Annotated in this window: 11 protein-coding genes; 5 read left to right on the top strand and 6 right to left on the bottom strand. The window is 36.7% G+C overall.

Going from position 1 to position 13,248, the window contains the following annotated elements:
* Positions 1-8: 8 nt before the first annotated feature.
* The 4 genes from yccS to AC2117_RS01840 form a co-directional block, all read right to left on the bottom strand.
* Positions 9-2,159: a YccS family putative transporter gene (gene yccS / locus AC2117_RS01825; RefSeq protein WP_133971547.1), complete on the bottom strand. Its 2,151-nt coding sequence runs from the start codon at positions 2,157-2,159 to the stop codon at positions 9-11.
* Positions 2,160-2,363: 204 nt separating this feature from the next.
* Entirely contained in the window at positions 2,364-2,939 is a 576-nt protein-coding gene (gene sodC / locus AC2117_RS01830; RefSeq protein WP_133971549.1) for a superoxide dismutase family protein, read from the bottom strand.
* A 119-nt stretch (positions 2,940-3,058) separates the two neighbouring features.
* Positions 3,059-4,177, bottom strand: coding sequence for an AI-2E family transporter (locus tag AC2117_RS01835; protein WP_133971551.1), 1,119 nt, complete (start codon positions 4,175-4,177; stop codon positions 3,059-3,061).
* Positions 4,178-4,301: 124 nt separating this feature from the next.
* Positions 4,302-4,946: a ParA family protein gene (locus AC2117_RS01840; protein WP_133971553.1), complete on the bottom strand. Its 645-nt coding sequence runs from the start codon at positions 4,944-4,946 to the stop codon at positions 4,302-4,304.
* Between the two features lie 158 nt (positions 4,947-5,104).
* Between AC2117_RS01840 and AC2117_RS01845 the strand changes: the two genes are divergently transcribed.
* Together AC2117_RS01845 and AC2117_RS01850 are read left to right on the top strand one after the other, a co-directional pair.
* Positions 5,105-5,572, top strand: coding sequence for a Holliday junction resolvase-like protein (locus tag AC2117_RS01845; protein WP_042895331.1), 468 nt, complete (start codon positions 5,105-5,107; stop codon positions 5,570-5,572).
* 137 nt (positions 5,573-5,709) lie between these two features.
* Positions 5,710-6,273, top strand: coding sequence for a hypothetical protein (locus AC2117_RS01850; RefSeq protein WP_133971555.1), 564 nt, complete (start codon positions 5,710-5,712; stop codon positions 6,271-6,273).
* Positions 6,274-6,323: 50 nt separating this feature from the next.
* On the opposite strand, the gene AC2117_RS01855 is transcribed toward AC2117_RS01850, so the two are convergent.
* Both AC2117_RS01855 and AC2117_RS01860 read right to left on the bottom strand, forming a co-directional pair.
* Entirely contained in the window at positions 6,324-6,854 is a 531-nt protein-coding gene (locus AC2117_RS01855) for a hypothetical protein (protein WP_133971557.1), read from the bottom strand.
* A gap of 26 nt (positions 6,855-6,880) precedes the next feature.
* Positions 6,881-7,669: a class I SAM-dependent methyltransferase gene (locus AC2117_RS01860; protein WP_133971559.1), complete on the bottom strand. Its 789-nt coding sequence runs from the start codon at positions 7,667-7,669 to the stop codon at positions 6,881-6,883.
* Positions 7,670-7,796: 127 nt separating this feature from the next.
* Here AC2117_RS01860 and AC2117_RS01865 point away from each other — a divergent pair, with 127 nt between their 5' ends.
* The 3 genes from AC2117_RS01865 to AC2117_RS01875 all read left to right on the top strand — a co-directional run bounded on the left by AC2117_RS01865 (position 7,797) and on the right by AC2117_RS01875 (position 13,226).
* Complete coding sequence (locus AC2117_RS01865) at positions 7,797-9,074, top strand: hypothetical protein (protein ID WP_133971561.1); 1,278 nt, start codon at positions 7,797-7,799, stop codon at positions 9,072-9,074.
* Positions 9,075-9,487: 413 nt separating this feature from the next.
* Positions 9,488-10,921, top strand: a complete 1,434-nt coding sequence (locus AC2117_RS01870) for an amino acid permease (RefSeq protein ID WP_133971563.1) — start codon at positions 9,488-9,490, stop codon at positions 10,919-10,921.
* Positions 10,922-11,951: 1,030 nt separating this feature from the next.
* The gene (locus tag AC2117_RS01875; RefSeq protein ID WP_133971565.1) at positions 11,952-13,226 is read left to right on the top strand and encodes a Glu/Leu/Phe/Val family dehydrogenase; all 1,275 of its coding nucleotides are present in this window, start codon (positions 11,952-11,954) and stop codon (positions 13,224-13,226) included.
* Positions 13,227-13,248: the final 22 nt, after the last annotated feature.

A 13,248-nucleotide genomic window follows, 5' to 3' on the forward strand; every position in this document is an offset into this window, starting at 1 on the left:
TGTTATAGCTATTTAATTTCTTGCTCTAAAAGTTTGTCTTTAAGCATCAGCAATTCTGGTAATGTTTCTAATAATAAACTGATTTGTTTCAAGACTAATGTATATTTCTCGGAAAGTTGTTCATGAGTGGTTAGGCCTCGAATTTCTTGCAATGTTTGCTCAATATATGTGTTGTCGGGTAGTGACTGCTCAAGTACGCTTTGACTAAGAATTTGCTGGCAACGCAGTAATAATTGTAAAACTTGTTCTTCATCAATTTTTTGTCGTTGACTGCCTAACGCTGCCACATAGCTGAGTTGACTGTGGCTATAAACCAAATAACGGAAAGCATAATGAATGAGTTCTGGATTAGGATTGGGCTCGGCACTTAAGCTTGAGATCATGTTTGATAGCTCAATTTGAGCATTATGGGCCGCACGACGAATTCGACGGTACTCTATGTCTTGATTTTTGCCATATTGGTATTGCTCCACAATCACATTGAAATAGTCGAGCGTCGCTTTGCTACTTTTCTTAATATTGTTAGGAATATTGCGAAAATTCCAATCAGGCCATATAAAACTTACAGCGAGCCATGCAATAAAACAGCCTAATAGCGTATCTATAAGGCGAGGTAAAATAATGCTGTAGCCTGCACCCTTTAAATTAAAAATTAATAGCACCATGAGGGTAGCCATAAGCGTGGCCAAGGCATATTTCTTTTGCCGTAAGTAAAAAAAGCATACTCCACAAATAATCGTAATGATTAACTGGCCTTCAATACTCGGTACAAAATATAAGATTGGTATTCCTAGTAAAACACCGATTAATGTCCCAATTGTTCGGAGCTTAAGGCGGCTTTTAGTCGCAAAATAGGTAATCTGACAAACAAATAAACTGGTCAGTAAAATCCAGTAGCCATGCTGAGCAAAGGGTAATAATGAAATGGCATAGCCCGCAGCGAAAACGACTGCAATTCGTATCGCATGTCTGAACAATGCAGATTGAGGGGTAAGCTGTTGCCGAAGTTTCAAGATCAGATCTGAAAATCCTTGAATATCATCATCAAGTAAATTTAAGTGCTCTTGCCTTGTCTGGGTATTATTTTCAGGGAAGGGCTGAGCATATTGCAGTTGTTCAAACTGTTCATGCATTCCTTTTAAATTATCAAAAATGAGTCTTAAATTTCTAACTTCAAAATTTTGTGGATGCTGTTGTATCCAGTCCTTTAAAGAACTCTCAAGGTGATTTAATCCTGTCTGGCTTTCTTGCGAAGGCTGAGATGGCCGATTATATAAAATACACTGAGCTAGATCTTGGCACGCCTGTGCTTGTAGGCGCAGATTTTTTTGGAAACGGAAAATAAGATCACTACGGCTAAAGTTCTGTTGAATATGTTCGTAATGTAAATAATTAGAGGTTGCTTGCTCGTGAATATCCCGCGCAAAAAAGTACAGGTTTAACCAATAGATACTTTTATTACTAACCCTAGAAGCCTTTAGTCGAGTGAGCAGCGAACTACGTATCTGGTTGAGGCTTTGAGCCACTTGTGTATTCTGTAGAGATAATTCATATAAGAGCTGTTCTACATTCTCTTTATTGTCGGGATCAAACAAACGTGCTTTTGCCTGTAGTAATCCAGAAATTTCTTTAAAAATTTGTGAAAGTTTATCTTGTAAGGGAAGGGTAGGTTTAATAATAAAAAATAAAATAGAGGTGAAACCGTACCACAAAGCTCCATAAACAAAGTAGGTGGGTTGCTGATACCAATGAGCATATTCTCCTAAACCGAACATGCTGTAAATGGAAAGCAAAATAGTGCCAAATGAAATTGTGGCATAACGTTGCCCTAACGCTCCTAATAAAATGAAAAAAGCACTTGAAAGAGAAAGATATAAAATAAAGAAAATTTTGTAGGGAGCGAGAAATCCAAGAATGCTACTGACTGTAAAAAATAGCAGGCAGACATAGACTAAGTTGCGTAATCGAATACTTAAACGGTCATCAAAGTCGGTTAATGCTGCTGCGATGGCACCTAAAGTCACAGGAACAATCAGCTCGTTATGGCCTAGCGAAAGTAAACCTAAAGTTGTGCCTGTGAGTACAATCAGAATTTGTAGGCAATAAATTAAAATGGAATTCGTCTTAAAACTATTAAATATTTGGGTCAGATAATTCACGGCTTTTGTTCTAAATTAGAGAATACGTGAGAAAGCAGTATGTAACTTTAAATTTTTATTACTTCAAAAATATTATTCTTTTTATCTACAAAAGTCAGTCAATTTTTTAAGATTTTATTATGAGTAAGGGAAGTGATAGTGATCAATAAAGTAACAAAATTGTGGATATCTTTTTAGATACCCACAATGTAATAGATAAATAAATTATTTAATAACACCACATGCAATTCGTGCTCCGCCACCGCCGAGAGGTAGAGGTGAGTCAGAGTAATTGTCGCCTCCCGCATGAATCATGATTGCGCGGCCTTGAATATCTGCAAGTTTCAAGCGAGGTGCAATCACGGCAGTCGTTGCAACACCAGTATTATCGACCACTAAAGCGGGTAGATCACCTAAATGGCCAGTGGTTGGAGTACCGTGATGAGGAGCTTGGTTAGGATTATAGTGACTACCAGCAGCTAAAGCAGCGCCAGGTTTCCCGTCTTTTACAGCAGGTGCACAAGAGGCATTTTCATGAATATGGAAGCCACGAGTACCGCTTGGTAAGTCAGCTAGAGCAGGGGTAATAATTAAACCTTTGTCGCTATCTTGAAAGCTAATGGTACCTAATTTTTTACCAATACCATTTGCTGTAACTTCATTTACATCTACCACTTTTTTCATATGCATTGTAGTTAACGCGTGAGCCGTATCGGATACAGTTTTTGTGACTGAACTACAGCCGACTGCAAAAAATGCTGTAAGCGCAAAGACTGCGCCAATTTTATTAAAAGTCTGCATGATTGGATGTCCTTATAAATATATATGATTGTTTGATTCAAACAAAGGAAGGCCTAGCCTACAAGTTAATTTAAATAGTCACTTTGTATCTTGAAACATTTTTAAATTAAATAAGTATGTCACTCTTTATGATTAGAAGATTCACTCTCAGGATCATAAATCATGGTTGTTTTGGGCATTGGTTCAGGTTCAATAGTTTCATGTAACCATTCACGCCAAATTGCCAATAAAACAGCCAAAATTACAGGACCAATAAACAAACCTACCAATCCGAAACTAGCAATACCGCCCAACACACCAAACATAATTAGTAAGAATGGAATTTTAGTCGCGCCCGAAATAACAAGAGGCCGAATTACGTTATCTGAACTACTAACAATTACCACACCCCAAACGATCACGCCAATGGCTTCCATGGTTTGTCCCTGAGAGAACAACCATAGGCCGACGCCTAAATAGGAAATTGGTGTACCAAATGGGATTAAAGCTAATATGAAAGTAGCAATGGTGAGTACCATTGGGTTTGGTACGCCTGCTACGAAATAACTTAATCCAGCTAAAAAAGCTTGAGCAATTGCAGTTAAACCGACACCATAGACTACGGCACGAGTCGTTTCAGAAATCGTATCAAGATAATGGTGAATGCGAGGGCCTATCACCATTTCTAATGCTTTACTCACCTGAGTTAAGATGAGTTGACCATCACGGTAAAAGAAAAAGAGACTAAATACGGCAAAGCCAAGTTTAACAATATTTTTACTAATTTCACCGAGCAGCACACGGCCATAACTTAAATGGCTTTGTACCCAAGCCGCAATGTTCTGAATGGTACTATTAGGATCGTTATTTAACTCATTGAGTGTGCGAGAAATTTCTTTTCCAACAAAAGGAAGCTCGCGAATAAAATCAGGAACGCTTAAATGGCCTGAAAAAACCTGACGTTGTAAGTCAAAATATAAGTTGCGGCCTTCATGCTGCAAAATAAAAATAGCGCATGTAAAAGGTACGCCAACAACCAAAATGACTAGGCTAATCATTAGTGTTGCATTTAAAGTATTACGGGTTTCTCCAAAAAAACGCTGAATTCTTAAATAAATAGGCCAAGTCATATAAGCAATGATGGCAGCCCAAAGTACAGGAACAATAAAATATTTCAGGATATTAAATCCTAAAAAAATCAAAATAAAAAACAGCCCAAACAATAAAACGCGCTGTAAATTAGGAGCGTATGGATGCACGAACGATATTTCTCTAATTTTCTACGTAGAATAAAGTCATATTAACTGAAAAATAACCTGAGGCAAATTTTAAGACCGTAATGTAAAGAACCTTATACAACTCTTTTTAGAGGCTAAAAGTCACTTAAAACCACTCAGCTTTGTCTTCAACTAACTTGTTTAGAACAGGTTGCCATTGATCTTGAATACTAATAAAGTTTTTTTGCGATTTATCAAAAACACTTAAACCCTGCATAGCTAAGCTACCGTAAGCGGTGCGTTCGGCAATCCACGCAACAGGTTCCTGTTCAATTTTTTCAAAAAACTGTTGAATATCTTTTGAGCTGGCACTATTCGGTTTTACACGATTAGCAAGAAGTAAAATTTGTACTTTACCTTTACGAATCCGCTTAATATCTTGTAAATGCTTCAAAAAGCGACGAGTACTGTCTATATCAAAAAATGAAGGTTGAAGTGGAGTAATAATGGCATGAGCTTCGCTGATGAGCTGTTCAGCATGTTCACCTGAAAGTGCACCAGGCGCATCAATAATTAAATAATCCAGATTTTTAGGCGCATCACCAATTGATTTTTCATGACGCCAGTCGAGACTTTGAATCGTTGCGACGCTATCGGGACGCTGTTTTAACCACTGTAAAGCCGATTTTTGATTGTCCGAATCTGCTAATGCTACTTTATATCCTTTTTGTGCCAATGCTGTTGCCAACGTAATGGCCGTCATGGTTTTTCCGCATCCGCCCTTTTGATTTGCAATAAGTATCGTTTTCATAAATTCAGTTATTTTCAGCAGCATATTTGTTTATGTTTTATACCTTAGCATCTTTTTATGCGAAGGAGATGACCACATTTGACAAAAGTTTAAGCTGTTTCGTTATTTTAGATATGATTAGATCTGTAATTTTGATTCGCGCTTTTTAAGGAAAATTTATGTCTGTATGGCTTGCCATGCTTATTGGTGCTGGAATTGGTATCATTATCACTACTCTTATTTTATCAAATACTCGTAATGGCCGAATTAAGGCTGAATATGAGCAATATATTGCTGAACTTGAACTCGAGCATCAACAAGCCCTTACTCAAGCACAAAAGAGAAGCGTGAATACAAGCCGTGCGGTATTGAAAGGAAAAATGGCAGAACAATTTGCCCCCATTTTGCCAGAATTTCAGTATCTACCGAGCGATGCAAAATTCATGGGCGATCCAGTGGATTATATTATTTTTGATGGATACACCGATTTTCGGGATGGTGACGGTGCGGCAGAAGACATCAATATTATTTTACTTGATGTAAAAAGTGGTGGTGCAAGGCTCACTAAAGGCCAACAGGCAATTGCGCAAGCTGTCCAACAAGGCAATGTTCGTTTCGAAACTTTAAGAATTCAGTTAGACGATTAAACAGAAATTTGAATGCACAAAAATAGACGAAATTAAGCTGTATTGTTACTAAATTCCGATATTTTTTTCATGGCTTAAGGCTACTATAAATTGAAGATCTTTTTAATTTGATCTAGCAATATTCGAGGTGTAAAGCGATGAAAAAACAACGTTTAATGATGGGCTTGTTAGCTGCTATTGGCATGAGTTCAGCATTTGCATCGACCTCAAGTGAGTATAATATTGCCAAAGGTCTGAGCCCCGTTGAAAAAGACCAGTCAATTTCTGTATTGCAACCTTTTCAGGGGAATTTCAGAATACTCGGTTCAAAAATATATCACACTGATGAGCAAGCAAAGTTTTCACCTATTGACTATGCAGTAAGCTGGGGTTTGTTTGCTCAGCCTGAGATTGCACGTCATATTTCAGTAAAACAATATGACCGTTATCTAAACTGGAAAATTCCTAAATTACCTGTTCCGGCAGACCAAGCAATGCAAATGGTGTCTAATATGCACATCATTCCTGCGAACCCGCAAATCGCCCAACAGATTAAACAGGTAAAACGTGGAGATCTGGTCTATCTCAAAGGTGACCTTGTCGAAATTAAAGATAAAGATCTAGTGTGGAAATCTTCACTTACCCCAACTGATACAGGAGATGGTGCGTGTGAACTATTCCGTGTGCAATCTATTCATTGGGTTGAAAAGCAAAATATATAATTTAAAAAAGCCTTCATAAATATGAAGGCTTTTTAGTAAGCGTGATAGTTCTATTTCTGTTGTGATGCTTTCCAATATTTTAATTGATTTTGTGCTTGTAAGTAGTCAGCAAGATCATTGATCTGCTCATCTTTAGTCGCTTGCTTATCACTATAGTGTTTTTCTTGATTTTCCCAATATTGATAAAGTAAGCCTTGTATATAACGGCCTTGTTCAGTCTTTAAATCTAAATCTTTTAACATGGTAAGTGCAGAGCGCACATTATCAAGAGTACGCTTTTGCTCAAACTCTGTGGTTAGAGTTCCTGCTTCATGCATTTTGGCTAATTCAGTTTCCATCTCATCGCTCATTTCTGTAAAGCGGCGGTCATAGTCCTCTAAAAGCCCAATGTCATGCGCATCATCAGCCGTTGCTGGAAAAGTCTTAACAGGTCTTTCATTCAGTTTTTCTAAGACCTGATCGGTAGATGAGGTGGCAGAAGGTTGCTCAGTCTTAGCAGGTTCATCCGCCTTTTTACAAGCAGTAAGAAATAGGCTAGAGCAAAGCAAAGACATTAATATGATTTGAGGTGTTTTCTTCATAACTTTCAACCAAACCTATTCACTAATTATTTAACGGGTAACGTACTTTTCTGAAAGTGATATGCATATGTGACATATGGAAAATCAATCTGATCTTGAGGACCTAATCCGGTAAAATCATAAACAATTTTTTCAAACTGTGCTTTGAGTTGTAATTGATCTTTTTCAGTCATTGCAGCAATAAAACTTGTCGAGAGTAATCGTTTACTCACCACTTGTTCGACACTACCACGTTGTGACTGTGTAAACGTTTGAAGGCCATCAAATATAAATAAATTCTGTTGTTCAAACACCCGCTTCCACTTTTCACTATGATAACGAGGGGTGTCTCCTTCAAGGGGAATTAGAAAATCAGCTAAAGCTTTGACCCAATCTGTACGCTCATCGCGTTGATTCCAAACCAGCCCTAAATGTCCTTGTGGTTTTAATATCCTATGCATTTCTGTTAGGGTATCAAGGTTGTCAAACCAGTGAAAAGATTGAGCGCAAACAATAGCATCAATTTTATGATCCGCTATAGGAATTGAATGGCTAAAAGCCTGTAATGTTTTGATATCAGGATAAACTTGTTGAAGCTGCTGTAACATCTCGCCAATTGGCTCAACCGCAATAACATCTGCATGTGTTTGTTTTAAGTAGGGTAAGAATTTGCCAGTACCTGATCCAAGATCGATAACAGTAGAATTTTCCTGTATTTGTAGGTAATTTTGCAGCCAACTTACTATTTCTGCGGGATAATTAGGTCTAACTTGCTGATATAGTTCAGCAGCTGAGCTGAAGCCTTTTTGAGCGGCAGGATGTAAGGATTGTGTCATATTTTGCGCTTTTTAATCTGACTGGCATCTATAAAATAAGATACTCCGCAATCATAAATTGGCAAAACACCTATTTTGTTTCATTTTTGACATTGTATGTGGGAGTAAATTTTCTTTCGGTGTGAGCATGGATAAGCAAATTATTTTTGAAGACGAACACATTAGAGCCATTTTTTTACCAGGCGATTCTAATACATTGGTTCTCTCTTTTGGCGATTTGATTACCCGAGCGAGTGGCTTATCTGTCAATGCTGAAAAGTCCCTAGTTAAATACCAATACAATGTTATTGGAATAATGCCAAAACAAAAATCATGGTTTCCTCAAGCGAGCATGATTGAGCTGGCGAAAACAATTTCGCCTGTTCTTCAGGGTTTTAAAAATATTGTAGGTTATGGCGGTTCGATGGGCGGCTATGCAGCAATCAAATATTCTAATTTATTGAATATGAACCGTGTGATTGCATTTGTACCTCAATATTCAATTGATCCTGCTCAGGTTGAAGACCGACGCTATGCTGAGTTTTTCGATGCTGTAGCAAATAAAGACATGCAAATCCAGCTACCAGATGTGGATGCAGCGCGTGAATACGTCATTGTTTATGACCCTTATTTCTCAATTGACCGCGAACATTACCTAAAAATAAAAGCATTGTTGCCAAGCTTACATACGATTCATTTGCCATTTACTGGTCATGAAGCATTGTCAGTATTAGCAAGTTCAAGTTTATTGCATGATTTTATTGAGCATGAGTTTGACGAAATTTATTTCTATCAACAGGTTCGTAAGGTCAAAAAGCAAAGTAAATTTTATTTCCGTAATGTACTTGCACATGTTCTTACGCATCATGATGACATGTTGTTAAAAATATTACGCCAAAATGATTTTCAGCTTGATGAACGTTATTTTGATAATCCACTTAAACAGGCTATTACCCGTAGTCTTATAAAAGCAAAGCAGGCAACTGAGCTAGACTTCCAAAAACTCGGTATTAAGGTACAACAAACTCAGCAAGAGGTGAATTATAAAGAGGGGTTACAGAACAGCTTCGGCTCAATTTTGGTATTCAACCTCATTAATTCAAAGTTTGAAAGTTATGCTCTAGATATTCTGTTAGCAAATAAGTCTTATTTGATTCCAATTGTGGCTGAACACACAGGTGTAGTGCACATTGAATTAAATAATGAAACTTATTTGTTAGGAATGAATGATCGCAAAATCATTAAATTGTTCAAGCGCGAAGAGCCTTTAACATCTGATATGAGTCCATTTGTAATCAAAAAGTATTCCGACTTTTTTGCAATCAGCTATAAACAATTAAATTTATCTTGTGACGAACACGGGATGTGTGAATTTATAGAAGGTTCAATCCAGCCTACTGAACAATTGCTCTCAATCAGCTATTAAAAAGCTATAGTGGTTAAATAAAGCTCAAGTCTAAAGATTTGGGCTTTATTTTTTGCTTAAAAAATATTTTTTTATTAATTTATTTGTATATTAAATTCAAAGTCATTATTTAAATAAATGATGTGTTTGTTTTGTGAATATATAGCGTATTAAATACAAGCATTATAAATTAGTGGAAAAAATATCATGCTTTAAAGTAAATGATCTTTGTGAATGTATAAATTAAATAAATGATTAAAGGCTAATTAAAATACAACTATAACTTTAAATTTTAATAAGTATTTGTTTTTTATTAATATGTTATTTATGTGGTGAGAGGTTGTTTAAAATAAGTTCACTCTTCAAAGATAATTGCATATTTATTTTTTTATCCTAAAATGATTTTTTACTAAATTGTCGTTACAGTTTTTTATATGCAATCATTAAATTATCGGAATAATGATGCATCGCAACATGGAAGTTCTGCACCTTTGAAACGAGCAATGAGTACTCGACATTTGGTGATGATCTCCCTTGGCGGTGCCATAGGAACAGGTCTTTTTTTAGGGTCGGGTGATGTAATTTCCCAAGCTGGCCCGATTGGCGCAATTATTTCTTATTTTTTAGGCGGTTTAATTGCTTATACCGTGATGTTATGTCTCGGTGAACTTGCAGTTCATGTACCCGAATCGGGTTCTTTTGGCGAATATGCCCGCCGTTATATCGGTCCCGGTACGGGCTATATGATTACTTGGCTGTACTGGTTAACTTGGACTGCCACTTTGGGAACTGAGTTTACGGCCGCGGCTTTATTGGTTCGTGAATGGTTTCCAACTACTTCAGTTTGGGCGTGGACTTTGTGTTTTGGTGCGTTAGTTTTTTTCCTGAATGTTAGTTCAACGCGATTGTTTGCCGAGTCAGAATTTTGGTTGGCACTGGTCAAAGTTATTACAATTATCTGTTTTATTGGTTTGGGCTTGTTGGCAATTTTTGGTTTTATTCCTTTCCACGGACATGAGACAGCACCATTATTTAGTAATTTGACGGCAGAAGGTTGGTTCCCTCACGGTTTATTTCCAATTTTTGCAACTATGCTGATCGTTAATTTCGCATTTTCGGGTACTGAGTTAATCGGCGTGGCGGCTGGTGAAACTGAAAATCCTGAAAAGACTGTTCCAAAGGCGATTAATGCAGCCATTTGGCGTCTATTAATTTTCTTTGTTGGCACAATTGTTGTGATTACTTCGCTATTGCCATTCGAGCTTGCCGGGTTGAATGCAAATGAAGTGAGTAATAGCCCCTTTGTGACTGTTTTTAATTACATTGGTATCCCTTATGCAGAAGACATTATTCGCTTTGTAATCATTACGGCTTTACTCTCAGCTGCCAATTCTGGTTTATTTGCTGCTTCACGTATGATGTGGTCACTTTCAGTAAAAAACCAATTACCAAAAATATTTTCAAAGCTTACTCCTTCAGGAACGCCAATCGTTGCTCTTATTGTGACGATGTTTGGTGCAATACCTGGATTGCTTTCAGAGCAGTTTGCCCCTGAGACGATCTTTAAAAATTTATTAGGTGTTGCAGCATTTACTATGGTGGTTGTGTGGATTGCAATTTGTGTATCTCAATTCAATTTCCGTAGACAGTGGTATAAATCTGGTAAAACAGCAAAAGATTTACGTTTCGCTGCCCCTTTATTTCCTTTGACTCCAATTGTGGGTGGTCTGTTCTGTGCTATTACGTGTATCAGTATGGTGGCTGATCCTTCGATGCACGTCGGCTTTATCTGTTGTATTATTTTTATTCTTCTATGTTATGCCAGCTACTTCATTTTTTATCACAAGAAAGATGTGGTACAGAGCTAATCCGTATATGTCTTCTCAAGCGTAGTCTAAAGGTCCCATTTGGGACCTTTTTTATGGTTTGTAGGAAATTAAAAACGGGTGAATTATATATTTTTTAAAAAAATGTTTTTTTGTTTTTAATCATGGAAACAAATGTTGTTTTGTAAATTTACCATTTGTCAGTTTTTTATTAATATTTATTTATTATAAATATTTGATTAAGTCTATGTTTAGTCTTGTTATTTAATTAATAGGTATTTTTAGTTTTTTAAAGTGGATGGGTAGGGTCGTTATAATATGGGTTTATTGTGGAGAATAGTTAGTTTTTTGGTGATTTTTTAAAAAATTAAATTCATTAAGTCTTTGTTATTTAATATATAAATTTTTTACATTTTTTAAATTTATGAGTTTTTAATTTCTATAATTTTTTTTTATTAGAGTTAAGGGTTTTTTAATATTTGTTGTTTTTTTATTATAAAAAATAATGCGATTTGATTATTTTTTCTTTGCTTATTTATTTTAAAATGTTCTAAATGAGCGTGCTCTATGCTATATTTATTGGAAGATTTTATATCTATGCTACGGCTTAATTTTAAGCCGTATGTGTAGAAATAATTAATCTGTAGGATTATTGAACAAAGTTTATTTTTAAAAAGACTAATGGAGGGATCTATCGATTAGTCAAAAATAATTTTATGGACTCATGGTTTTTGTGAATCATGGTTCTTTTTAACTCCCAAACGGTTATGTCACTTCTTTTGTATTCATATTTCAGCCGGCTGGTTTTAGTGGGTTGTGATGAGTTTTTGCTTTTATAAAGCTTTCTTTATAAAAGCAATTTAGACAAAAGAAAACTTGTAAAAGATATCGATATATAAAAGTAGATCGTACTTTTAGTATCAACAAATGGAATTTAAAAAGTCTGATGCTTTAGAAGGGCAAAAGATTTGGTAAATAAACTAAGGCATTGTTATTGCAAAGTTTTAGTTGCTAAATAATAAAGATTTCAGATTTATCAAATCTGAATCTATGAAGGTATATAGGAAAAAAGATGGCAGATCTTTCATACGTAAATGAAAACAGCGATGCTTGGCAAACTTACTTGGCACAAATTGACCGTGTTGCTCCATATTTAGGTCACTTGGAAGAGTTTATCGACACTTTAAAACGTCCAAAACGTGCGCTTATTGTAGATGTGCCAATTGTAATGGACGACGGTTCTATCCAGCACTTTGAAGGTTACCGTGTACAACACAACTTGTCTCGTGGCCCTGGTAAAGGCGGTGTTCGTTACCATCCAAATGTTGATTTGAATGAAGTGATGGCGTTGTCTGCATGGATGACAATTAAAACTGCTGTTTTGAACTTGCCATTTGGTGGTGCAAAAGGTGGTATCCGTGTTGATCCGCGTAAATTATCAAATCGTGAATTAGAGCGTTTGACTCGTCGTTATACGACTGAAATCGGTCACATTATTGGGCCTCAAAAAGATATCCCTGCTCCAGACGTTGGTACAAATGCCAATATTATGGGCTGGATGATGGATACTTATTCTACGAGCCAAGGCTACACAGTAACAGGTGTTGTAACTGGTAAACCAGTTCACCTAGGTGGTTCTTTAGGTCGTGTAAAAGCGACTGGTCGTGGTGTATTTGTTACAGGCCGTGAAGTAGCTGCAAAAATCAATTTACCAATTGAAGGCGCGAAAATTGCTATTCAAGGTTTTGGTAACGTAGGTAGTGAAGCTGCTTTCTTGTTTGTTGAATCGAAAGCGAAAGTTACACACGTTCAAGACCATACAGGCACTATTTTCAATGCTGACGGTATTGATCTTGAAGCGTTACGTGATCACGTAAATGCAAATCAAGGTGGTGTTGGCGGCTTCGCTGGTGCGCAATCAATTGCTGATGAAGATTTCTGGACAGCAGAAGTTGACATTATTGTTCCTGCTGCATTGGAAGGTCAAATCACTGTTGAACGTGCTCAAAAACTTAAAGCTAAGTTGATTTTAGAAGGCGCAAACGGCCCGACTTATCCTAAAGCTGAAGATGTGTTAGTTGAGCGTGGCATTGTTGTAGTACCTGACGTTGTATGTAACGCCGGCGGTGTAACTGTAAGTTACTTCGAATGGGTTCAAGACATGGCGAGCTACTTCTGGACCGAAGAAGAAATCAATGAGCGTTTAGACAAATTGATGGTTCAAGCTATGGATGACGTTTGGAACGCAGCGAATAGCAATGCTTGTACTTTACGTACAGCAGCTTACATCTTGGCATGTGAGCGTATTTTAAAAGCTCGTAAAGAGCGCGGTATTTTCCCAGGCTAATCTGCGGAAATTACTTTTAGAA

This window comes from Acinetobacter calcoaceticus (genome assembly GCF_900520355.1).
In the GTDB taxonomy this organism is placed as follows: domain Bacteria; phylum Pseudomonadota; class Gammaproteobacteria; order Pseudomonadales; family Moraxellaceae; genus Acinetobacter; species Acinetobacter calcoaceticus_C.